This window comes from Neisseria weixii (assembly GCF_042658245.1).
Classification (GTDB): Bacteria; Pseudomonadota; Gammaproteobacteria; order Burkholderiales; family Neisseriaceae; genus Neisseria; species Neisseria weixii.
In genome coordinates, this window is record NZ_JBHSPY010000005.1 from 32,861 (window position 1) to 55,040 (window position 22,180).

Below are 22,180 nucleotides of genomic sequence, written 5' to 3' on the forward strand. Positions count from 1 at the left end.
TATAATCGTGTAAACACTTTACGGACACCTCCCATGACCCAACTGCTTTCCGATTTCCTGCTGCACGCACACGAATTCGACAGCCGCGCGCAAAACCTGCGCAACTGTTTTCTCAATCCGGTCGAATGCAAAGTGGCGGCGGTTTTGTTGGCAGTGGTCAAAAAAGACCACCAATGGCAGATATTGTTTACCCGTCGCTCCGGCTCTCTGAGTCACCATACCGGACAAATTGCTCTGGCCGGCGGCCGCTACGAGCCGCAAGATCTCAACTTAACCCAAACCGCCTTGCGCGAAACACACGAAGAAGTTGGCATTCTGCCGCAAGCTTGGCAAACTTTCCCGGCTCTGCCGCCTTATTACACGCCATCGGGTTATGAAGTACATCCCATTCCGGCTCTTTCCACCGGCGATCTGTGCATTCAAACCAATCCGGACGAAGTGGCTGAAGTGTTTTATGTGCCTTTTGATTTTGTGATGAATCTTCAATATTACGAAATGCGGCCGCTGCAATATCAAGGCCAAACCATTGCCACGCCCACCCTGCCTTTTCAGCATTACGACATCTGGGGCTTAACCGCCATGATTCTTTACGGCTTAGCCGAACGCTATCAGCAATATTGCGAAGCCGTCTGAAAACATACTTTCAGACGGCCTGAGATTTCATTATCAAAACAACGAATCAAATAAAGAATCCGAGCGTTTAGACAGCTTGGCATTTTGTCCGGCCAAATTATTGGCATAGACCCAGCCTTCGACAATATTGTTCTGCGCCCATGAACGGCAGCCTTGGCCACGCTCGTAATGCTCCGGATAACACACATCGCCTTGAAATTCGGCATATACCCAATTTTTCGCCGTGCGCGTGTTCGGCTTAATTTGGATATTTTGATTGGCTGGCAAGGCGGAAATCACGCCGCATTCGGTTGATGAACAAGCACGCATATTAATGTCTTCGTTGCCGATTTTACCGGCGACATAACCCATTACTTGTTGCGCTTCGCTTAACTCGACGGCTTCTTCTGCGCGACGAAAGCCCAACCAGGCAAGCCAAACAATAACCAAGAATAAGCCACCGCCAATCAAATAATGCCGAATCCGCCAATGAGGCGAGGCCGTCTGAATACTTGTTTGTTCAGACAGCTTATTAACCGTTTTATTTTGCCAAACTTCACCTGTGCGCAAATCTTGTGCCGAAATCAGATTTTTCCCGACGCATTGGCGGATAACTTGCGCCGCTTCTTCAACCGAGCAGGCGAAAAATTCACGGCCGCCGTTGACCCTCATACCACTTAATTGCGCATGCACTTCGTGCTCGACTTGCGGATAGTGATGGCAGCATACCTGATACGCCACTTCAAACGGATAAGCCACTCCGGTACCATACAACTCACGCGCCCGCTCTTGCGGCAGGTTTTTGGTAAAGCCGATTTTAATCAGCCCGGGCATACCCTGATTGGTTAACACATACACCCAACCTTGTTTCAAAACTGTGTCCTTCTTATTCTTATTGCGATAATGTTTATTAAAAGGCGCTAAGACCTTTGCAAAACCGCTATCTGCGGCGCATTTCTGCGTTGTGCGCTGCTCGCTCGCTTGCCTATTTATTTGATATGTCCGCACCCGCTGCGCTGCTACGCCTTGAACTGCATCCACATCCGACGGTTTTGCAAAGGTCTGAGGCCGTCTGAAAAGAATACAAACCTTTTCAGACGGCCTCGAAAAGACATTATTGCGTCTTCTATCATTCTTCACTTGAAGCGTTTTCGCCTTCAATTGGTGCAGCAACGTTATCCAGCGCTTCACCTTCTTCAGCCGCTTCCACTTCCGGCTCTTCCGCCACACGTTCCAAGCTGACCAAAGTTTCGCCTTCGTCCAGATTAATCAGGCGTACACCGGCAGCCGCGCGGCCGGTTTCACGGATTTGCTCAACTTTGGTGCGGATGAGCACGCCACCGCTGGTAATCAGCATCAAATCATCGCACTCTTCCACCAAGGTTGCGGCCACCAAATCGCCGTTGCGCTCACCGGTATTGATGGCGATATTGCCTTGGCCGCCTTTGTTTTTACGGCTGTAATCGGCGATCGGCGTGCGTTTGCCGTAGCCATTGGCGGTGGCGGTCAATACTTGCAGCGCGCTTTGTTCGCATTCCGGCGAGAAGGTAATCAGACTGACAATTTTACCGTCCGCCGGCAAACGCATACCACGCAAACCGCCACTGCCGCGCCCGGAAGGGCGCACACCGTGTTTGCCGCTTGGTAAGGCGTTTTCATTGTCACTTTCTGCGGCTTCGTCATCGAGGCCGTCTGAAACGTCGTTTTCATTATCAATATCGGCATCTTCGCCTTCATCACCGCCGATACGTTCCCAATATTCGTTAAAGCGGATAGCTTTACCCAAATTAGAAAACAGCATGATGTCGTCCGCACCGCTGGTTTGCGCTGCGCCGACCAAGTAATCGCCTTCTTTCAAAGCAATTGCTTTAATACCTTGGCTGCGCACGTTTTTAAACGCCGACAACTGCACTTTTTTCACCATGCCTTGCGCAGTGGCGAAGAATACATATTGGTCTTCAGGGAATTCGCGTACTGCCAAAATCGCGCTGACTTTTTCGCCTTCTTCCAACTGAATCACATTGTTAATCGGGCGGCCACGGCTGTTGCGTCCACCTTCCGGTAGTTTGTACACTTTAATCCAGTGGCATTTACCGAGGTTGGTGAAACACATCAAATAATCGTGGGTATTGGCAACAAATAAAGATTCGATAAAATCTTCTTCTTTGGTGGCTGCTGCCTGTTTGCCGCGCCCGCCGCGGCGTTGCGCCTGATAATCGGTGGTGGGCTGGGTTTTGATGTAGCCGCCGTGGGTGAGCGTCACCACCATTTCACGCTGCGGAATCAAATCTTCATCGGCAATGTCGCCACCAAACGGATTGATTTCACTGCGTCGCTCATCACCGAAATTGGCACGGGTATCTTCCAATTCTTCGCGGATAATTTGTGTGATACGCTCAGGCTTGGCCAAAATATCCAAGAAATCAATAATTTTTGCCATAATCGCTTTATAGTCGGCCACGATTTCTTCTTGATCCAGACCGGTCAGGTTACGCAAACTCATACGCAAAATGGCATCGGCCTGCAACTCGCTCAAATAATAGCCTTGACCTTGCAAACCTAAATTTTCCGGCAAACCTTCGGGACGCGCAATGCGCAAATCCAAATCGGTGCGGCCGAGCATGTCTTCTACCAAACCACTGCGCCAAGCGCGTGCCAACAATTTTTCTTTGGCTTCCGGCGCATCAGCCGATTCTTTAATCAACTGAATCATCTCGTCGATATTTGACAAAGCCACCGCTTTACCTTCGGCGATGTGGCCTTCGTGACGCGCTTTTTTCAGGCGGAACAGGGTGCGGCGCGTAACCACTTCGCGGCGATGGCGGATAAACTCGCTCAAAATTTGCTTAAGGTTCAGCAAACGTGGCTGGCCATCCACCAAAGCTACCATATTGATACCGAAGCTGTCTTGCAACTGGGTGAGCTTATACAGCTGATTTAAAACGACTTCTGAATTTTCATTGCGTTTTAACTCAATCACCACGCGCATACCGGATTTATCCGATTCGTCACGCAGGTCGGAAATGCCTTCCAAGGTTTTTTCGCGCACCAAATCACCGATTTTCTCAACCAATTTGGCTTTGTTGACTTGATACGGAATCTCGTCAATCACAATCGCTTCGCGTTCGCCGTTTTTACCGATCGGCTCGATGTGCGTTTTACCGCGCATCACCACACGGCCGCGGCCGGTTTTATAGCCTTCACGCACACCGCTGATACCGTAAATAGTCGCACCGGTAGGGAAATCGGGGGCTTTAATGATGTCGATTAAAGTATCGATGTCGGTGTCAGGTTCATCCAATAAGTGCAGACAGGCGTTAATCGTATCCGTCAGGTTATGCGGCGGAATATTGGTCGCCATACCCACGGCAATACCCGAAGAGCCGTTCACCAGCAAAGCCGGGAAACGGGTCGGCAACACCAGCGGCTCATGCTCGCTGCCATCATAGTTGGGACCGAAATCAACCGTTTCTTCTTCAATATCGGCCAGCATTTCATGGGCAATTTTCGCCATACGGATTTCAGTATAACGCATGGCCGCCGCACCGTCGCCGTCTACCGAGCCAAAGTTACCCTGGCCGTCAACCAACATATAGCGCATAGAGAAATCCTGCGCCATACGCACGATGGTGTCGTAAACCGCACTGTCGCCGTGTGGATGGTATTTACCGATGACGTCGCCAACGATACGGGCGGATTTCTTATAGGAAGCATTCCAATTGTTTTTTAATTCGTGCATAGCATAAAGCACACGGCGGTGAACCGGCTTCAGGCCGTCGCGTACATCTGGCAGCGCGCGCCCTACAATCACGCTCATGGCATAATCGAGGTAGCTTTTGCGCATTTCGTCTTCAAGGCTTACCGGGATGGTTTCGAGTGCAAACTTATGGTCGTTGCGGACTGTTGCGTCTGTCATGATTCCTAGCATTTCTTATAGCAATAATTACGCCTGATTTTACCACAAAACTGCGTCACCGCCCAAAAACAAGTAATCATTTTGACAACAGGTCTCCTGAACCTGAAAATGCATTCAAACGGCTGTTGATTCAAGACAAAAGCAAGAGCATACAATACAGTAAAAGGCTGCGTCCAAGAATAAAGTTATACAAATTGTCTAAAAATTTACGAAAAATCCGAAAACTGTTAATTCAAACACAAAAATTAGACAAAATTGGTTGCTTTTCCAAGTTAATAAGTCTAAGATTCCCCACATTCCACTCACTACCACCCATTCATATCATATATCATTAAAGAACACACCATGAGCGCACAAACTCTCTACGACAAACTTTGGAACAGTCACATCGTACGCGAAGAAGAAGACGGCACTGTTCTGCTTTACATCGACCGCCATTTGGTACACGAAGTTACCAGCCCGCAAGCTTTTGAAGGCTTAAAAATGGCCGGCCGCAAATTGTGGCGCATCGACAGCGTGGTTTCCACCGCCGACCACAACACCCCGACAGGCGATTGGGACAAAGGCATTCAAGATCCGATTTCCAAATTGCAAGTCGATACCTTAGACAAAAACATCAAAGAATTTGGTGCATTGGCTTACTTTCCGTTTATGGATAAAGGCCAAGGCATTGTCCATGTGATGGGACCCGAACAAGGCGCTACCCTGCCTGGTATGACTGTGGTGTGTGGCGATTCGCACACTTCTACCCACGGTGCATTCGGCGCATTAGCACACGGTATCGGTACGTCTGAAGTCGAACACACCATGGCAACCCAGTGCATTACCGCCAAAAAATCCAAATCGATGCTGATTGAAGTATCAGGCCGTCTGAAACCGGGCGTGACCGCCAAAGATGTGGCTTTATATATCATCGGCCAAATTGGCACTGCCGGTGGCACAGGCTATGCAATTGAATTCAACGGTGAAGCCATTCACAGCCTTTCAATGGAAGGCCGCATGACATTGTGCAACATGGCCATTGAAGCCGGTGCTCGCTCAGGCATGGTATCGGTTGACCAAACCACCATCGATTACGTCAAAGACAAACCATTCGCACCAAAAGGCGAAGCATGGGATAAAGCCGTCGAATACTGGCGCACATTGGTTTCCGATGAAGGCGCAGAATTCGATAAAGTATTCCGTTTTAAAGCCGAAGACATCGAACCGCAAGTCACCTGGGGTACCTCACCGGAAATGGTATCGGACATCAACGGCAAAGTACCGAATCCTGCCAACGAGGCCGACCCGGTGAAACGCAGCGGCATGGAACGCGCTTTGGAATACATGGGTTTGGAAGCCGATACGCCATTAAATGAAATTCCGGTTGACATCGTATTCATCGGTTCTTGCACCAACAGCCGCATCGAAGACTTGCGCGAAGCCGCTGCCGTGGCCAAAGGCCGCAAAAAAGCCGATAACGTTCAGCGCGTGTTGATTGTGCCGGGTTCAGGCTTGGTAAAAGCGCAAGCCGAAGAAGAAGGTTTGGACAAAATTTTTATTGATGCCGGTTTTGAATGGCGCGAACCGGGTTGCTCGATGTGCTTGGCCATGAATGCCGACCGTTTAGAGCCGCAACAGCGCTGCGCTTCCACTTCCAACCGTAACTTTGAAGGCCGACAAGGCAACGGCGGTCGTACACATTTGGTCAGCCCGGCTATGGCCGCCGCAGCTGCGGTGAACGGCCGATTTGTGGATGTGCGCAGCTTATAAAATGCTTTTGTAATAGTACCTTAATATTTAAAGATATTTAAATATTCATATGTTCGCATTAGCTATTGCCATTTATAAAGATGGTGGATATTATAGAAGTACAGCAAAACAGGCTGTACTTTTCAAACCATAAGGAGCTTCATATGAAAAAATTTGCCCTGATCGCTTTGACCGCCATGACACTTTTGTCTGCTTGTAACACTATTTCAGGTGCAGGCAAAGATGTAAAAGCAGCCGGTAATGCAGTCAGCAATTCTGCTGAATCTGTAAAAAGCTACTAATCATTAGCTCAACTTCTACAACAGGAAATTCAATATGAAAAAATTTGCATTGATCGCTTTAACTGCCATGACTTTGCTGTCTGCTTGTAACACTATTTCAGGCGCGGGCAAAGATGTGAAAGCTGCCGGTAACGCAGTCAGCAATACCGCAGAAGAAGTAAAAAGCTACTAATCACCAGCTTCATGAATAAGCGTAAATGCCCCGTGAGTCGGGGCATTTTATAATCTTAAATAAAAAGTACAGACCATGAAAGCATTTACCAAAATTACTGCCCTCGTTGCCCCGCTTGACCGCAGCAACGTCGATACCGATGCCATTATCCCGAAACAATTTTTAAAATCCATCAAACGCAGCGGCTTCGGCCCTAATGCCTTTGACGAATGGCGCTATCTTGACCACGGTGAACCGGGCATGGATAACAGCAAACGCCCGCTTAATCCTGATTTTTCACTCAACCAACCACGCTATCAAGGCGCACAAATTTTGCTTACCCGCAAAAACTTCGGTTGCGGTTCATCACGCGAACACGCGCCGTGGGCATTAGACGACTACGGTTTCCGCGCCGTCATCTCCCCCTCGTTTGCCGACATTTTCTTCAACAATTGTTACAAAAACGGCTTATTGCCGATCGTCTTGACTGAAGAGCAAGTCGACCAATTGTTTAAAGAAGTCGAAGCACAAGAAGGCTATTCGCTCGATATCGACTTGGAAGCGCAAACCGTTACCACGCCAAGCGGCGACGTGTTCACTTTCGACATCACCGAACACCGCAAACACTGCCTGCTCAACGGCTTAGACGAAATTGGCTTAACGCTGCAACACGCCGATGAAATCAAAGCCTTTGAAGAAAAACGCAAAGCCGCGCAACCTTGGTTATATCACTAAACACAAATAAATCGGGTAAACATGCATAAACTAGTGTTTACCCGACTTGCGGATTAGTGCGTATATACTATACCGTCTGAAATTCGTCTGCTTTCCTTATTCCATCAATATAGGCCGTCTGAAACGGGTTTGCCTTATGCAGAAAAGTGTTTTTCATATCAGTAAAATGGACTGCCCTTCAGAAGAGCAAATGATACGGATGAAGCTCAGCGCTATCGAAGGCATTCATGCACTAGAGTTTGACGTTCCCAACCGCCGCATGACCGCCTATCATCATGGCAGCGCTGATGAAATTCTGCAGGCGCTTGTGCCACTGAATTTCATCAGCTGCTTGGAAAGTAGCGAATTAAGCATCGGTCAATTGGCCGACAACGCTCAAGACCATAAAGAACGCAACCTGCTATGGCAAGTCTTAGCGATTAACCTGTTCTTTTTTGTGTTTGAATCCGTCAGCGGTTGGCTGGCCGGTTCGATGGGTTTATTGGCCGATAGTTTGGACATGCTAGCCGACAGTTTGGTATACGGCATGGCCTTACTTGCCGTCGGTACCACTGTCGCGCGTAAAAAACTTACCGCACGCGCTGCCGGCTATTTGCAGCTTGTCTTGGCCATTTGGGGATTCAGCGAAGTGGTTCTCCGCTTTTTCGGCTGGGAAGACATGCCGGATGCCGGCTTGATGATTGGCGTTTCGCTGCTGGCCTTAGCCGGAAACGCCCTATGCCTTTATCTGCTGCAAAAAAGCAAAAGCCGCGAAGCGCATATGCAGGCCAGCATGATTTTTACGTCTAACGATGTGATTGTGAATCTGGGCGTGATTGCGGCCGGTATCCTGACATTACTGACACATTCGGCCTATCCCAACCTGATTATCGGCCTGATTGTGTTTGGCTTAGTGGCACGCGGCGCAGTTAAAATTTTGCAGCTTGCCAAACAATAAGCAAAAGGCCGTCTGAAACCATCCATTCACCTTCAACATTCATGACATCATGATTACCGACACCATTGCCAACGCTCAACGCTATGCCGCACTGCACCCCGACTTTGCCGATGCCATTGCATTGCTGCAAACTCTGGATTTCAGCCGGCTACCGGACGGCCAATATCCCTGCGACAATCCCAATATCCGCCTGTTTGTCGGCAATGAAGCCGTGCGCACACGCGAAGCTGCGCGGCCGGAAGCCTACATCAAACACATCGACATTCAAGTACCCATCAGCGGCGTGGAAACTTACGGTTGGATAGACCGAGGCCGTCTGAAAAACGGTTGGGGTTATCAAGAAGAAAAAGACATTGAATTTTTTGATTGCACACCCGAAACATGGCTGGATATCGGGCCGGGTGAATTTGTGCTGTTTTTCCCGAGCGACGGCCATGCACCGCTGGTAGGGGATGCCCCCACCATTCGTAAAGCCGTGTTTAAAATCCGCACATTGGAAACACGCGTGCCTTGATCAACAGGCCGTCTGAAACTCACTTCTTATTAAAACCATGAAAACCAAAGAATATCTGTTTGAAGGTTTGGAAAACTTAATTGACGGCTTCGATGCCGAAAATATTATTTATGTTTCCGGGCAAGATTTTGAAACCGTGCTCAACCGCGCCGAAGCCAAAAACATCGCCATTTACGGCATTGAGCCTTGGTATGAACGCGATTTTTTTGATGTGCGCGTATATGATTTCACCGGTTACCAAGCCAATGACCCACGCTGGTATCGCCCGGTATTTGAAGAATTCAAAAGCAAACAATCCGGCTTGATGTATGCCATGACTTACGACAATTTCACCATCGAGTAAATCACGACAGCACACAGCAAGTCCCTTATTCCCCACTCTTTTCATCCACAAAGGAAATCAACAATGACCAAACAAATCGCCATTCTTCGCGGCGACGGCATCGGCCCTGAAATCATCGGCCAAGCCGTACGCGTATTGGACAAACTGATCGAGCAAGGTCTGAACGTGGCTTACGAATACGCACCTTTGGGCGGCGAAGCCTACGACCAATACGGCCAGCCTTACCCTGAATTCACGCAGAATCTGTGCCGCAAAGCCGATGCGGTGTTGCTGGGCTCGGTAGGCGGCCCGCAATACGACAATCTCGACCGTCCGCTGCGCCCGGAACGCGGCTTGTTGGCCATTCGTAAAGACCTGAATTTATTCGCCAACTTACGTCCTGCTATTTTGTATCCTGAATTGGCCAATGCCTCTACCTTGAAACCTGAAGTCGTAGCTGGCTTGGACATTCTGATTGTACGCGAACTCACCGGCGACATTTATTTCGGTGAACCGCGCGGCATCCGCACCTTAGAAAACGGCGAGCGCGAAGGTTTCAACACCATGCGCTATAGCGAAAGCGAAATCCGCCGCATCGCCCATGTCGCCTTCCAATCAGCGCAAAAGCGCAATAAAAAAGTCTGCTCTGTAGGCAAAGCCAACGTGTTGGAAACCACTGAATTATGGCGCGAAATTTTTGAAGAAATCGGCAAAGAATATCCCGATGTGGAATTGAGCCACATGTATGTCGACAACGCCGCCATGCAATTGGTACGCGCACCGAAACAATTCGACGTGATTGCCACCGGCAATATTTTCGGCGATATTTTGAGCGATGAAGCGTCTATGCTGACCGGTTCTATCGGTATGCTGCCATCAGCTTCCCTGAATGAAAACAACAAAGGTTTATATGAACCCTCTCACGGCTCCGCGCCGGACATCGCCGGCCAAAACAAAGCCAATCCGCTGGCTACCATTTTGTCGTTGGCCATGTTGGTGCGCTACAGCTTAAACGACGAAGCGCGGGCGCAACAAATCGAGCAAGCCGTGCAAACCGTGTTAAAACAAGGCCTCCGCACCGGCGATATTTTTGAAGAAGGCACCAAACTGGTTTCTTGTTCGGAAATGGGTGATGCCGTATTGGCTGCCTTGTAAGGCCGTCTGAAAAATGCGTGGGCAAATACCACGCATTTTTTTATGATTCCAATAATGTCAACGTGAGACCTTTGCAAAACCTTCAGATTTGAGTGCGGTTCAAAGTTGTAGCAGCACAGAAAGCGCAGACATATCATGAAGACAGGCAAGATTTCGAGCAGCGCAAACGAAGAAATGTGCCAAAGTTGAAGATTTTGCAAAGATCTCCGTTTCATATTCTCTACCATTATCAACGGCAATCAAATAGAGAATTAACCATCAGGAAATATTTATCTGCACTAACTGTGTCAAGATGTTTTTGTAATATTTGATGTATTCATTCCCATTCGCTCTCACAAAGGATATCGATATGAAGAAAATGATTTTTACCGTTCTGGCTGCTGCCGTAGCCGCTTCTGCTTCTGCTGCGACTTACAAAGTTGACGAAGCCCACACTAATGCCCGCTTTGCCATCGACCATTTCAATACCAGCACCAACGTAGGCGGCTTCTACGGTTTGAGTGGCACTGTTGATTTTGACAAAACCAAACGCCAAGGTAAAATCGATATCACCATTCCGGTGAGCACCTTACAAACCGGTTCGCAACATTTCACCGATCACCTGAAAGCGCCTGATCTGTTCAATGCCGAAAAATTCCCGGAAATGCGCTTTGTTTCGACTAAATTCAACTACGTCGGCAAAAAGCTGACTTCTGTTGACGGCAACCTGACTCTGTTGGGTCAAACCCATCCCGTGAAACTGAAAGCCGAAAAATTTAACTGTTACAACAGCCCGATGGCTAAAGCCGAAGTGTGCGGCGGCGACTTCTCCACCACCATCGACCGCACCCAGTGGGGTATGAATTATCTGGTTGACAGCGGCGTAACCAAAAAAGTGAAATTGGATATCCAAATTGAAGCCGTAAAACAATAATCCGCTTCAACTCTATAAAAGGCCGTCTGAAAGATAAACTTTCAGACGGCCTTTTACGTTTTCTTGTGCGTTTTTCACAAAGAAAGAGACGATAATGGCGAATTCAAATTTTACCCTGAACGCATGCTGATTAAAATAGGAAACGCACATGAACACCACAACAAAAATCATATTAGGCGCACTGATGCTGAGCTCTGCTTTTGCCGCCCAAGCCGAAACCCGCGCCGTCATTGAAACCAATATGGGCAAAATCGAATTGTCATTAGACGAAACCAAAGCACCGAAAACGGTTGCCAACTTCGTCAGCTATGCCGAAAAAGGCTTTTACAACAATACCATTTTCCACCGTGTGATCGATAATTTCATGATTCAAGGAGGTGGTTTTACTGAAAACATGGCACAAAAAAATACCGGTAAAGCCATTACCAACGAAGCCAACAACGGCCTGAAAAACACCGTAGGCACCATTGCCATGGCGCGTACCGCCAACCCGAATTCGGCCACCAGCCAATTTTTCATCAACACCGCCAACAATGATTTTCTCAACTTTAAAAGCGCAACGCCTCAAGGTTACGGCTATGCGGTTTTCGGCAAAGTCACTTCGGGAATGGATGTTGTGAACAAAATCAGCAAAGTGCAAACCGCTACCCACGGTTTCTATCAAAATGTGCCGGTAAAACCGGTGGTGATTCAAAAAGTGAGCATTATCAAATAAATCACAAAAAGGCCGTCTGAATTCAGACGGCCTTTTTTTTATCATTACCCTCAATGCAGCAACAAATAAACACTGACACAATCGCCCTCGCTCACCGTTTGTCCGGGCGGCACTTCACACAAAGCATCGGCGGCGGTGCAGGTACCCAACATCGCGCTGCCTTGGTTGGGCAGTAATTTAACTACAGTTTCGCCCGTTTCGCCATTTTCTAACGCCACGCGTAAAAACTCACGGCGCTTGATGGCTTTTTTGGTTTGAAACGCGGCTTTAGCCGTTATTTTCGGCAAGTGCCAATGTTTGGCCTGCTTGCCGGCCAGTTTGTTCAATACCGGCAGTAACAACATATTGGATGTGGCAAAGGTTGCCACGGGATTGCCCGGCAAGATAAAAATTTTGCATTTGCCGATGTGCCCCCAAGCAAACGGTTTGCCCGGTTTAACGGCCAAAGTGTGCATGGCCAGTGAACCGATATGCTCAATCGCTTGTTTTAAGTAATCCGCTTCGCCCACTGAGGCGCCGCCGCTGGTAATCACCACATCGAATTGCTCGGCAGCAGCAGCCAAGGCAGCTTCGGTTTGTGCCAAATCATCAGGTAAAATGCCGCCGTCGCTCACCTGCAAGCCCAATTGCTGCAACCATGCCAGTAATTGATAGCGGTTGGCATCGTAGATTTGGCCGTCTGAAAGCGTTTGGCCGGGTTCGACCAACTCGTTGCCGGTGGAAAACACCTGCACTTTCAAAGGTTGATACACGCTCAATTCGACATAGCCTTGCGAAGCGGCCAAGCCTAAAGCAGCCATATTTAATAATGAGCCTTGAGCCAGCAATTCTTGGCCGATTTCGATTTCTTCTGCTTTCAGGCGCATATTTTGTCCAGCATGAATGTCGGCATTTACCCTCAAATGATCGCCATCGCTTTCAGTTTGTTCCTGCATCACCACGGCGGTCGTATTCGGCGGCAATGGGGCGCCGGTAAAAATGCGCACGGCTTCGCCTTGAGCCAACGGATTTTCTGCCGTTTCACCGGCTTGAATGCGGTCGGTAATGCGAAATTCGCGCAAGCTGCCTTCTGCATCGCATACCGCATAGCCATCCATCGCGCTGTTGTCAAACATCGGGCTTGGGTATTTGGCGTGCAGGCTTTGTGCTAAAACCCGGTTGGCCGCTTGCGCCAAGGGCAGCGTCACGGTTTTCAGACGGCATGAGTGCTGTTCCAACAAAGCCGCGCGGGCCACTTCAAAATCAATCATTATGCTTCTTTCAAATCTTCAAGCGTGTTGTAATTCACGAAACATTTATCCGAATCAAAGCTCACTGCACGGGCGCGTTGCTGTTGCAGCCAGCCGCGTATCGTGCGCATACCTGCATAAAGATAGGGCACGGTGCTTTGCAGAATCTGCGGGCGGATAAACATAATGCTGTATTGCTGGCGCTCGGGCGTTTCCACATAAAACGCATTGCACAGGGGCGTGCGCTTGGCCACCGATAAAAAACGCATCACCAAATCTTCGGGCAGCTTGGGCATATCGCACGACACGATCAGCAACCAATCGGCTTTGGCCAGCTGCAAATCATTGGCCGCCGTACACAAAGCCGCCAACGGGCCCAAATGATGCCATTGGCGCGCATCGGCAAACACATGCGGGCTGCGGCGGGCGTATTCTTCTAAATTGCGGTTGGCGCTGATAGCGATGTGATCAACCTGCGGCCCAATCCGCCCGATGACATGGTCAATCAGAGGCTTGCCCTGCCATTCGACCAAGCCTTTATCCACACCGCCCATGCGGCTGCCCTGCCCGCCTGCAAGAATAAGTGCGTAAGTTTTCATGGAGTGTTCCATTGCTGTGCGGCCGCTTGGTCGCTTTGTTTGGCTTCTACCCAATGCTCAAAGCCGTCTGAAAAGGTTTCTTTTTTCCAAAACGGCGCTTCGGTTTTCAAATAATCCATGATGAATTCGGCGGCGGCAAAGGCCGCTTTTCGATGTTCGGAAGCCACCAACACCAGCACGATTTGTTCATCGGCACGCAGTTCGCCCACGCGGTGTATGATGGTGCAGGCGGTCAGCAGCCAGCGTTCGGAGGCCGTCTGAACAATACGGGCGATTTCATTTTCCGTTACTTCGGGGAAATGCTCGAGAAACAGACTGGCCAAAGGGGTGTCGGTATCACGGTCGCGCACCAAACCGGCAAAACCGACCACCGCACCGATGTTACGGCCTTGTGTGAGCAATAAGTCGTATTCCTGCTGCAACTGAAAATCCTGCGTTTGAATACGGATATCGGCCTGCATATCAGCCCCCTGTAACCGGCGGCAGCAAACCGACTTCGGCACCATCAGGAATATCGGTTTCCCATGTGCTGACTTTTTTATCCACCACCAAACGGAAAATGTTGCCGACAGCCAAAGCTTGCGCCCAATCACCGCCACGCGCGTGCAGCAAGGCCAGCAAATCACGGCCATTGCCGCCCCGCCATTCGATCTGCTCTTGGGAGGTTTGCAATTTTTGTTTTAAAACACCGAAATATAAAATGGTAATCATGCGAGGTTTTCAAGAGTGGTTTTGCAAAGGTCTTTAGGCCGTCTGAAAACCCTACACCTTCAGACCTGCAAAATGTTCATATAAATTGAATTTTATCATAACTGGATTTTACACGAATCCAAATGAAATTCTAGCCGATAAATACATTTCTTTGCATTATTGTGATTTAGACCAAACAATGCTATTTTTAGGACATCATTCGATTGCCATCATCATGAACAGATTAGCCCAATTTTCAGACGGCCCCAGCCTTTCGGCGCGGCTCAAATTTCTGACCGTATTATGGGGCAGCTCAGCCTTGTTTTCAGTCGTATTCACCTTGATTTTGTCATGGCGGCTGGAAGGTGCCGGCACCGCCATCAACCATGCCGGCAGCCTGCGCATGCAGACCTACCGTCTGACGCATTTGGTGCACGAAAAAGAATCTGCAGAGCATGTTCGCCAACAAGTTCAGGCGTTCGAACTCACTTTGATAAAGGTCAGTAAAAACGATGTTATCAAGCCGCTGCTGCCTTCGCGCTCCGGCAATGCCATGAATTCCACCCTCATTCAAACCAGCCTGATGGACGATTGGCGGCATAAAATCCGCCCGTCTTTAGAAACCAACCAATTACCCGATAATAAGGATTTATACCGCTTTGCCGGCAATCTGGACTCGTTCGTACAGGCTTTGGAAAATGCCAACGAAGAAAATACCCAATGGCTGCGCCGTTTTCAGATGGCCTTGATTCTGATGATTTTTGTTGCGGCCGGTTTCATGATTAGTTTGCACTATGCGTGGATTATCCGTCCTCTGGAAGCCTTGAGCGCGGGCGTGCGCGCCATCGGGCGCGGCGAATTCGGCACGGAAATCAACACTGACTATATCCGCGAGTTTGCCCAAGTAAATAAAGGCTTCAATCAGATGAGCACCAGCCTGAAGACGCTTTATACCGACTTGGAAGGCCAAGTGGCGCGTCAAACGGAAGATCTCGAACGGCAAAACCGCGATTTGGCACTGCTCTACCAAACCACGCGCGATTTACACCAAATCCACCAACCCAAAACCGCCGCCACCGAATTTTTAGGCCGCACCCTGCCTGCTGTGGCCGCCATTGCCGGTAGTGTGCATTTATTTGATGCCGAACACAAACGTTCTGATTTGGTTGCCAGTTTAGGTTTGCCGGAAGATTCGCAAGCGGAGCCTTACACCGATTTGGACAGTGGTTTTTCCGATTCAATCGAAAACCTGCCGCTTCATTATCTTAACAACGAATACAAAGACCGCCTGATTGCCATTGAGCATCCGCGTTTCGAGCAGATGGCTGTGTTCCCAATTACCTATAAAGGAGAAGAGTTGGGCTTGTTTACGCTGTATTTTTCAGACGGCCATACCTTAAGCCAAAACGACCAAGAATTGCTGCAGACCTTAAGCAGCCAATTGGGGGTGTCGATTGCCAACAGCCGCTTTGCGCAAGAACGCCGCCTGCTGGCAGTTTTGCAAGAACGCAACTTAATTGCCCAAGGCTTGCACGATAGTATTGCGCAAACGCTGACCTTTTTAAATTTACAGGTACAAATGCTCGAAAGCGCGTACAATGCCGAACAGAAAGAACAGGTCGATGAAAACATCCGCTTCATTAAAGACGGTGTGCAGGAATGTTACGATGACGTGCGCGAATTGCTGCTGAATTTCCGCACCAAACTCAGTAACAAAGATTTCCCCGAAGCCGTATCGACGCTGTTGGCACGATTCCGACAGCAAACACAAATTGAAGTGAACACTGCCTGGATTGAAGAAGGCGGCTGGCTCAATCATGACGAGCAGCTGCAAATCATCTTTATTTTGCAGGAAAGCCTGTCGAATATCCGCAAACACGCGCAAGCCAATAAAGTGGATGTCAGCCTGATTAACCGCCAAGATTTCACTTTAAAAATCAGCGATGACGGCATAGGCTTCGATACCGACACCATTGACAGCTTGTCGGGCGAACACGTTGGACTCGGCATTATGCAGGAGCGCGCCCGCCGCATCGATGCCGTACTGGATGTCATCTCTCAACCCAACAAAGGAACCACCGTAACTTTAGTGTTACCGCAACATAAGAGAACTGCATCATGAGTATTCAAATTATCTTGATTGACGACCACACCCTGTTTCGCAGCGGCATCAAAGCACTGCTGTCCCGCCAAAACGATTTTGAAGTCATCGGCGAAGCTTCAGACGGCCTGTCGGGCGTGAAATTGACCGAGCAGCAAAAGCCAGACATTGTCCTGCTTGACTTGGATATGCCGGTCATGAACGGTCGCGAAGCCTTAGCGCAGATTTTGAGTGCCAACCCCGACCAAACCGTGATCATGCTGACCGTTTCCGAAGACAGCGACGATTTAACCGAATGCATGCGCATCGGAGCACGCGGTTTCTTGCTGAAAAACATCAATGCCGATTTCCTGCTCGACAGCATTCGCAAAGCAGTCGATGGAGACAATGTATTCTCACCGGAAATGACCTCGCGCTTGGTTCAGTCATTAATTTCCCCTGCCACACCGCGCACCGATGTGGCTTTGTCCGCACTCACCCCGCGTGAATTGGAAATCTTGGGCTATCTCGCTGCCGGCCACAGCAACAAAGTCATCGCCCGCCATTTGGATTTGGCCGAATCGACGATTAAGGTTCATGTGCAAAATATTTTACGCAAGCTTAATTTGAGCAGCCGCGTACAGGCTGCGGTTTATGCGGTGCAACATAAAGTACCGCAACCTGAAGGGATTTAAAATTGATGACTAAAGGCCGTCTGAAACGTTTCAGACGGCCTTTTATAAATAAGAAAACAAGCATCAGTAAATAATATTTTTACCGTAGCCTTCCAATATCTCCTTGATTTTCAATACGGTTTCCTTTGGTGGCGGATGCACGCCGGTTAACTTGTATTCATCCCCGCACAACACCCACTTATGCGCACCCAATTCGTGATAAGGCAAAAGCTCAACCGTTTCAATATTATCCATATCACCGATAAATTCACCCAACAGATTGGCCGAGCATTCGTCATCAGTATAGCCCGGCACAATCACATAACGCACACGCGTCGGCTGTTTTCGTTCGGTCAGATAACGGGCGAAGTTTAAGGTTTTGGTATTGGGAATACCGACCAATACTTTATGAATAGCGGGATCAATCTGTTTCAAATCCAGCATCACCAAATTGGTGTGATCCAACAAACCGTCCAAAATCGAATCGTAGTGCAAAGCATAGCCGTTGGTATCCAGGCAGGTATGGATTTCATGTTCGCGACAAGCGGTAAACCAATCGCGTACGAATTCATATTGCAGCAGCGGCTCGCCGCCGGTTGCCGTTACGCCGCCGCCGGTAGCGCGCAGATAATGACGGTAAGACATCACCTGTTTCATCACCTCTTCCACTGTTAATTCTTGCGCTTTGTCGGTATGCAAATCCCATGTATCACGGTTGTGGCAATACAGGCAGCGCATCAGGCAGCCTTGCAGGAACAACACATAACGCAAACCGGGACCGTCGACCGTGCCGCACGATTCGATAGAATGCACAATGCCTTTGCCCTGATAATGGCGATGGCCTGAGGCGCTACCGGCTTTGGCGCGGATGCGCGGTTTGATGCCTTTGGCTTGCTGTTCGGGGGTAATGGTGAATGTCTGCATAATGTTATCCGAATCAATGAAGACGGTGGCCGTCTGAAAATATACGGTTTAACGAATAAACACAATGCCGGATTTATCACCCGGCATTGTGTTCACAACCATTTTCAGATTACATGGTTTCCGTAAAGGTACGGGTAATCACGTCTTGCTGTTGCTCGCGGGTCAATGAATTGAAACGCACGGCATAGCCGGATACGCGGATGGTCAATTGCGGATATTTATCCGGATTCTCCATGGCATCTTGTAAGGTTTCACGATTCAGCACATTGACGTTCAAGTGTTGCCCGCCTTCCAATTCACCGGCTTCGTGGTGGAAATAACCATCCATCAAACCGGCCAAATTGCGTTCGCGTGAGCGTTCGTCTTTACCCAAAGCACCCGGCACAATCGAGAAGGTGTAGGAAATACCGTCTTTGGCGAATTCAAACGGCAGTTTCGCTACCGAAGTCAACGAGGCAACCGCACCGTTCACATCGCGTCCGTGCATAGGGTTGGCGCCCGGACCGAAAGGCGCACCTGCACGACGGCCGTCCGGGGTATTACCGGTTTTCTTACCGTAAACCACGTTGGAAGTAATGGTCAACACGGATTGGGTCGGAACCGCATCACGGTAGGTTTTGTGGGCAGCCACTTTACGCATAAAGCGTTCTACCAGATCGCAAGCGATTTCGTCGACACGGTCATCATTGTTACCGAATTGAGGATATTCACCTTCGATTTCAAAGTCAACCGCGATACCGTTTTCATCGCGAACCGGTTTCACTTTAGCATATTTGATGGCAGACAGCGAGTCGGCCGCCACAGACAAACCGGCAATACCGCAAGCCATGGTGCGGATGATGTCGCGGTCATGCAAGGCCATCAGTGCGGCTTCGTATGAGTATTTGTCGTGCATGTAGTGGATGATGTTCAGGGCAGTGACATATTGGGTTGCCAACCAATCCATGAATTGATCCATACGGGCAAATACAGTATTGAAATCCAATACTTCATCCAAAATCGGTTCGGATTTAGGACCGACCTGCTCTTTCGATTTTTCGTCTACACCACCGTTGATTGCGTAAAGCAAGGTTTTAGCCAAGTTGGCACGCGCACCGAAGAACTGCATTTGTTTACCGATCACCATCGGGCTCACACAGCAGGCAATCGCGTAGTCATCGCTGTTGAAATCAGGGCGCATCAAATCATCGTTTTCGTATTGCACGGATGAAGTGTCAATCGAAACTTTGGCGCAAAATTCTTTAAAGCCTTGCGGTAATTGCTCAGACCACAAAATGGTAATGTTCGGCTCTGGCGAAGGGCCCATATTGTAAAGGGTATGCAATACGCGGAAGTTGCTGCGGGTCACCAAGGTACGGCCATCCAAGCCCATGCCGCCGATGGATTCGGTTGCCCAAATGGGGTCGCCTGAGAATAATTGATCGTATTCAGGAGTACGCAGGAAGCGCACCATACGCAGTTTCATCACCAAATGGTCAATGAATTCTTGCGCTTGGCTTTCGGTAATCAAACCTTTTTGCAAATCACGCTCAATGTAGATATCCAAGAATGAGGATACGCGGCCAAACGACATGGCGGCACCGTTTTGCGATTTCACAGCAGCCAAGTAAGCGAAGTAAGTCCACTGAATCGCTTCTTGCGCATTGCTCGCCGGTTTAGAAATATCGTAGCCATAAGACGCTGCCATTTCTTTCATTTGCGCCAAGGCATTGTATTGGTCGTTGATTTCTTCGCGGCGGCGGATTACTTCCTCCAAATTCACGCCGTTTTCCAAATCTGCTTGCAACGAGTTGTATTGATTTAGCTTGTCTCTCATCAAGAAATCAATACCGTATAAAGCCACACGGCGGTAGTCGCCAATAATACGGCCGCGACCATAGGCATCAGGCAAACCGGTAATCACGCCTGATTTGCGGCAACGGCGGATATCAGGGGTATATACGTCAAACACACCTTGGTTGTGTGTTTTACGGTATTTGGTGAAGATTTCTTCGACTTCAGGATTCAAATCAACGTTATAGACCTTACACGCATCTTTCACCATTTTCAGACCGCCAAACGGCATGATGGCACGTTTCAAAGGCTCATCAGTTTGCAAGCCAACGATGGTCTCCAAATCTTTATCAATATAACCCGGCGCATGACTGGTGATGCCGGAAACCACTTGCGCATCGATTTTGTAAGGCTCATGGGTGCGGTTTTCGACTTTGATGCCTTCCATTACTTCTGCCCACAATTTAGTAGTGGCTTCAGTAGCTGGCGCTAAGAAGCCGGCATCACCCTCATAAGGCGTGTAGTTTTTTTGAATAAAATCACGGACATTTACATTGGTTTCCCAGTCACCGCTTATAAAGCCCTCCCAGCCTAATGGGCGTTCTTGTACATCAGCAGACATATCAAACTCCTGTTTTAAATAAAGTAAAATCTAAAGCAAACTAGATAATTTATATATGTAAGAATAGCACTTTTTAAGATGAAAAGGTAGGAACAAAAAATGAAATAAAACTACTTATCCAGTTCGATTTGATTTACATCAAGTCCGATTGCAGCTACTTAAAACTACATTTGGATTACCCTGAAATTTTCTAAAAATCAGCGTAGAATAAAACAATCCAGCCCTTAAAATCTTGTCGATTTTAAGGGCTGGATTTCAGACGGCCTGTTATGCAAACGGATGGTGCAACACAATAGTCTCTTCACGATCAGGGCCGGTCGAAACAATCGCTACCGGCGCACCGCAGATTTCCTCAATGCGCTTCAGATAGGCTTTGGCATTCTGCGGCAAAGCATCGTATTCTTTCATACCGAAAGTCGATTCCGTCCAACCCGGCATCGTTTCAAAAATCGGCTTGCACAATTCCACTGCATCCGAACCGCAAGGCAGGATGTCAGTTTTGCTGCCGTCCGGCAATTCATAGCCTACGCAGATATTGATTTCCTCGATACCGTCCATCACATCCAATTTCGTGATACACATACCGGAAATACCGTTTACCTGAATAGAGCGTTTCAAAGCCGCCGCATCAAACCAACCGCAGCGGCGTGCGCGACCGGTAACCGAGCCAAACTCATGACCGCGCTCGGCCAAACCTGCACCTACTTCGCAGAACAACTCTGTCGGGAACGGACCCGAACCCACGCGTGTGGTATACGCTTTCACGATGCCCAACACATAATCCAACATTTGTGGACCTACACCTGCACCGGCAGAAGCTGCACCGGCCAAGCAGTTAGATGAAGTCACAAACGGGTAAGTGCCGTAGTCGATGTCAAGCAAAGTACCTTGCGCACCTTCAAACAGCAATTTTTCACCGGCTTGTGATTTATCGTTCAACACGCGTGATACATCCGTAATCATTGGCACAATGCGCGGTGCTACTTGCTCAATCACCGCCATCACATCTTCCGCTTTTACCGGCTCTGCACCATGCAAATGCTGCAACTGCACATTGTAATAAGCCAAAATCGCTTCTAATTTTTCAGGGATTTTGTCCAGATTCAGCAGATCACCGACGCGAATCGCGCGGCGTGCCACTTTGTCTTCATAAGCAGGACCGATACCGCGACCGGTGGTGCCGATTTTCGCTTTGCCACGAGACGCTTCACGCGCTTGATCCAAAGCGATGTGATAAGGCAGAATCAAAGGTGAAGTCGGCGCAATTTTCAGACGGCCTTCTACATTTTTGACACCGGCGGCGTTCAATTCGTCGATTTCACCCAATAATGCTTCCGGCGAAACCACCACACCTGAGCCGATAAAGCAATCCAGTTGTTCATGCAAAATACCGCTTGGAATCAGGCGCAAAATGGTTTTTTTGCCACCCACCACCAGCGTGTGGCCTGCATTGTGCCCGCCCTGAAAACGCACTACACCAGTGGTTTCTTCCGCCAGCCAGTCAACAATCTTACCTTTACCTTCGTCGCCCCATTGCGCGCCGATTACGACAACATTCTTAGCCATAAATCAAAATCCTGATCTAA

General features: G+C 48.9%; 23 protein-coding genes. 14 read left to right on the forward strand and 9 right to left on the reverse strand.

The window, feature by feature from the left end:
• The first annotated feature begins 33 nt into the window (after positions 1-33).
• Positions 34-633 (forward strand): NUDIX hydrolase, encoded by a 600-nt coding sequence (locus ACFPVS_RS04500; protein WP_096294980.1) that lies wholly within the window; start codon positions 34-36, stop codon positions 631-633.
• A 33-nt stretch (positions 634-666) separates the two neighbouring features.
• On the opposite strand, the gene ACFPVS_RS04505 is transcribed toward ACFPVS_RS04500, so the two are convergent.
• Positions 667-1,485 carry a GIY-YIG nuclease family protein gene (locus ACFPVS_RS04505; protein WP_096294979.1) on the reverse strand — a complete coding sequence of 273 codons (819 nt, stop codon included), beginning with the start codon at positions 1,483-1,485 and terminating at the stop codon, positions 667-669.
• 56 nt (positions 1,486-1,541) lie between these two features.
• On the opposite strand from ACFPVS_RS04505, the gene ACFPVS_RS04510 reads away from it, so the two are divergent.
• A complete protein-coding gene (locus ACFPVS_RS04510; protein ID WP_096294978.1) occupies positions 1,542-1,688 on the forward strand; it encodes a lipoprotein signal peptidase in 147 nt (48 codons plus the stop codon).
• A 53-nt stretch (positions 1,689-1,741) separates the two neighbouring features.
• On the opposite strand, the gene gyrA is transcribed toward ACFPVS_RS04510, so the two are convergent.
• Entirely contained in the window at positions 1,742-4,528 is a 2,787-nt protein-coding gene (gene gyrA / locus ACFPVS_RS04515) for a DNA gyrase subunit A (RefSeq protein ID WP_096294977.1), read from the reverse strand.
• 345 nt (positions 4,529-4,873) lie between these two features.
• Here gyrA and leuC point away from each other — a divergent pair, with 345 nt between their 5' ends.
• The 10 genes from leuC (at position 4,874) to ACFPVS_RS04565 (ending at position 12,003) form a co-directional block, all read left to right on the forward strand.
• Entirely contained in the window at positions 4,874-6,280 is a 1,407-nt protein-coding gene (leuC, locus tag ACFPVS_RS04520) for a 3-isopropylmalate dehydratase large subunit (protein WP_096294976.1), read from the forward strand.
• Between the two features lie 143 nt (positions 6,281-6,423).
• The gene (locus tag ACFPVS_RS04525) at positions 6,424-6,561 is read left to right on the forward strand and encodes an entericidin A/B family lipoprotein (protein WP_095503413.1); all 138 of its coding nucleotides are present in this window, start codon (positions 6,424-6,426) and stop codon (positions 6,559-6,561) included.
• A gap of 34 nt (positions 6,562-6,595) precedes the next feature.
• Complete coding sequence (locus tag ACFPVS_RS04530; RefSeq protein WP_095503412.1) at positions 6,596-6,733, forward strand: entericidin A/B family lipoprotein; 138 nt, start codon at positions 6,596-6,598, stop codon at positions 6,731-6,733.
• 75 nt (positions 6,734-6,808) lie between these two features.
• On the forward strand, positions 6,809-7,447 hold the full coding sequence (gene leuD, locus ACFPVS_RS04535; RefSeq protein ID WP_096294975.1) for a 3-isopropylmalate dehydratase small subunit: 639 nt from the start codon (positions 6,809-6,811) through the stop codon (positions 7,445-7,447).
• A 136-nt stretch (positions 7,448-7,583) separates the two neighbouring features.
• Complete coding sequence (locus ACFPVS_RS04540; protein ID WP_096294974.1) at positions 7,584-8,384, forward strand: cation efflux transmembrane domain-containing protein; 801 nt, start codon at positions 7,584-7,586, stop codon at positions 8,382-8,384.
• A 49-nt stretch (positions 8,385-8,433) separates the two neighbouring features.
• Entirely contained in the window at positions 8,434-8,898 is a 465-nt protein-coding gene (locus ACFPVS_RS04545) for a NanQ anomerase/TabA/YiaL family protein (protein ID WP_096294973.1), read from the forward strand.
• Positions 8,899-8,935: 37 nt separating this feature from the next.
• The gene (locus ACFPVS_RS04550; RefSeq protein ID WP_096294972.1) at positions 8,936-9,241 is read left to right on the forward strand and encodes a hypothetical protein; all 306 of its coding nucleotides are present in this window, start codon (positions 8,936-8,938) and stop codon (positions 9,239-9,241) included.
• Positions 9,242-9,304: 63 nt separating this feature from the next.
• On the forward strand, positions 9,305-10,375 hold the full coding sequence (gene leuB, locus ACFPVS_RS04555) for a 3-isopropylmalate dehydrogenase (protein ID WP_096294971.1): 1,071 nt from the start codon (positions 9,305-9,307) through the stop codon (positions 10,373-10,375).
• Positions 10,376-10,724: 349 nt separating this feature from the next.
• Positions 10,725-11,288, forward strand: coding sequence for a YceI family protein (locus tag ACFPVS_RS04560; RefSeq protein WP_096294970.1), 564 nt, complete (start codon positions 10,725-10,727; stop codon positions 11,286-11,288).
• A gap of 148 nt (positions 11,289-11,436) precedes the next feature.
• Positions 11,437-12,003, forward strand: a complete 567-nt coding sequence (locus ACFPVS_RS04565; RefSeq protein WP_096294969.1) for a peptidylprolyl isomerase — start codon at positions 11,437-11,439, stop codon at positions 12,001-12,003.
• A 50-nt stretch (positions 12,004-12,053) separates the two neighbouring features.
• Here ACFPVS_RS04565 and ACFPVS_RS04570 read toward each other — a convergent pair whose 3' ends face one another.
• Genes ACFPVS_RS04570 through ACFPVS_RS04585 form a run of 4 tightly spaced genes read right to left on the reverse strand, consistent with a single transcriptional unit; the run spans position 12,054 to position 14,542 of the window.
• Positions 12,054-13,253 carry a molybdopterin molybdotransferase MoeA gene (locus tag ACFPVS_RS04570; RefSeq protein ID WP_378595444.1) on the reverse strand — a complete coding sequence of 400 codons (1,200 nt, stop codon included), beginning with the start codon at positions 13,251-13,253 and terminating at the stop codon, positions 12,054-12,056.
• Positions 13,253-13,831 (reverse strand): molybdenum cofactor guanylyltransferase MobA, encoded by a 579-nt coding sequence (gene mobA, locus ACFPVS_RS04575; RefSeq protein ID WP_096294968.1) that lies wholly within the window; start codon positions 13,829-13,831, stop codon positions 13,253-13,255. The genes ACFPVS_RS04570 and mobA overlap by 1 nt, the downstream gene beginning before the upstream one ends.
• Positions 13,828-14,292, reverse strand: a complete 465-nt coding sequence (locus tag ACFPVS_RS04580; RefSeq protein WP_096294967.1) for a molybdenum cofactor biosynthesis protein MoaE — start codon at positions 14,290-14,292, stop codon at positions 13,828-13,830. Before ACFPVS_RS04580 ends, mobA begins: the two co-directional genes overlap by 4 nt.
• Position 14,293: 1 nt before the next feature.
• Positions 14,294-14,542, reverse strand: a complete 249-nt coding sequence (locus tag ACFPVS_RS04585; RefSeq protein ID WP_096294966.1) for a MoaD/ThiS family protein — start codon at positions 14,540-14,542, stop codon at positions 14,294-14,296.
• Between the two features lie 214 nt (positions 14,543-14,756).
• Here ACFPVS_RS04585 and ACFPVS_RS04590 point away from each other — a divergent pair, with 214 nt between their 5' ends.
• Together ACFPVS_RS04590 and ACFPVS_RS04595 are read left to right on the forward strand one after the other, a co-directional pair.
• A complete protein-coding gene (locus ACFPVS_RS04590) occupies positions 14,757-16,643 on the forward strand; it encodes a histidine kinase (protein ID WP_096294965.1) in 1,887 nt (628 codons plus the stop codon).
• Positions 16,640-17,296 (forward strand): response regulator, encoded by a 657-nt coding sequence (locus ACFPVS_RS04595; protein WP_096294964.1) that lies wholly within the window; start codon positions 16,640-16,642, stop codon positions 17,294-17,296. Before ACFPVS_RS04590 ends, ACFPVS_RS04595 begins: the two co-directional genes overlap by 4 nt.
• A 63-nt stretch (positions 17,297-17,359) precedes the next feature.
• On the opposite strand, the gene pflA is transcribed toward ACFPVS_RS04595, so the two are convergent.
• The 3 genes from pflA to ACFPVS_RS04610 all read right to left on the reverse strand — a co-directional run bounded on the left by pflA (position 17,360) and on the right by ACFPVS_RS04610 (position 22,160).
• Positions 17,360-18,202, reverse strand: a complete 843-nt coding sequence (pflA, locus tag ACFPVS_RS04600) for a pyruvate formate lyase 1-activating protein (RefSeq protein WP_378595454.1) — start codon at positions 18,200-18,202, stop codon at positions 17,360-17,362.
• A 106-nt stretch (positions 18,203-18,308) separates the two neighbouring features.
• A complete protein-coding gene (gene pflB / locus ACFPVS_RS04605) occupies positions 18,309-20,594 on the reverse strand; it encodes a formate C-acetyltransferase (RefSeq protein WP_096294962.1) in 2,286 nt (761 codons plus the stop codon).
• Positions 20,595-20,861: 267 nt separating this feature from the next.
• Positions 20,862-22,160, reverse strand: a complete 1,299-nt coding sequence (locus tag ACFPVS_RS04610; protein ID WP_096294961.1) for an adenylosuccinate synthase — start codon at positions 22,158-22,160, stop codon at positions 20,862-20,864.
• Between the last annotated feature and the right edge of the window lie 20 nt (positions 22,161-22,180).

Coding starts and splice junctions, on each gene's coding strand:
- ACFPVS_RS04550 (WP_096294972.1), top strand. CDS start 8,936: ATGAAAACCAAAGAATATCTGTTTGAAGGTTTGGAAAACTTAATTGAC.
- leuB (WP_096294971.1), top strand. CDS start 9,305: ATGACCAAACAAATCGCCATTCTTCGCGGCGACGGCATCGGCCCTGAA.
- ACFPVS_RS04525 (WP_095503413.1), top strand. CDS start 6,424: ATGAAAAAATTTGCCCTGATCGCTTTGACCGCCATGACACTTTTGTCT.
- ACFPVS_RS04540 (WP_096294974.1), top strand. CDS start 7,584: ATGCAGAAAAGTGTTTTTCATATCAGTAAAATGGACTGCCCTTCAGAA.
- ACFPVS_RS04570 (WP_378595444.1), bottom strand. CDS start 13,253: ATGATTGATTTTGAAGTGGCCCGCGCGGCTTTGTTGGAACAGCACTCA.
- pflB (WP_096294962.1), bottom strand. CDS start 20,594: ATGTCTGCTGATGTACAAGAACGCCCATTAGGCTGGGAGGGCTTTATA.
- ACFPVS_RS04585 (WP_096294966.1), bottom strand. CDS start 14,542: ATGATTACCATTTTATATTTCGGTGTTTTAAAACAAAAATTGCAAACC.
- ACFPVS_RS04610 (WP_096294961.1), bottom strand. CDS start 22,160: ATGGCTAAGAATGTTGTCGTAATCGGCGCGCAATGGGGCGACGAAGGT.
- leuD (WP_096294975.1), top strand. CDS start 6,809: ATGAAAGCATTTACCAAAATTACTGCCCTCGTTGCCCCGCTTGACCGC.
- ACFPVS_RS04590 (WP_096294965.1), top strand. CDS start 14,757: ATGAACAGATTAGCCCAATTTTCAGACGGCCCCAGCCTTTCGGCGCGG.
- leuC (WP_096294976.1), top strand. CDS start 4,874: ATGAGCGCACAAACTCTCTACGACAAACTTTGGAACAGTCACATCGTA.
- ACFPVS_RS04565 (WP_096294969.1), top strand. CDS start 11,437: ATGAACACCACAACAAAAATCATATTAGGCGCACTGATGCTGAGCTCT.
- ACFPVS_RS04530 (WP_095503412.1), top strand. CDS start 6,596: ATGAAAAAATTTGCATTGATCGCTTTAACTGCCATGACTTTGCTGTCT.
- gyrA (WP_096294977.1), bottom strand. CDS start 4,528: ATGACAGACGCAACAGTCCGCAACGACCATAAGTTTGCACTCGAAACC.
- mobA (WP_096294968.1), bottom strand. CDS start 13,831: ATGAAAACTTACGCACTTATTCTTGCAGGCGGGCAGGGCAGCCGCATG.
- ACFPVS_RS04595 (WP_096294964.1), top strand. CDS start 16,640: ATGAGTATTCAAATTATCTTGATTGACGACCACACCCTGTTTCGCAGC.
- ACFPVS_RS04560 (WP_096294970.1), top strand. CDS start 10,725: ATGAAGAAAATGATTTTTACCGTTCTGGCTGCTGCCGTAGCCGCTTCT.
- ACFPVS_RS04545 (WP_096294973.1), top strand. CDS start 8,434: ATGATTACCGACACCATTGCCAACGCTCAACGCTATGCCGCACTGCAC.
- ACFPVS_RS04580 (WP_096294967.1), bottom strand. CDS start 14,292: ATGCAGGCCGATATCCGTATTCAAACGCAGGATTTTCAGTTGCAGCAG.
- ACFPVS_RS04500 (WP_096294980.1), top strand. CDS start 34: ATGACCCAACTGCTTTCCGATTTCCTGCTGCACGCACACGAATTCGAC.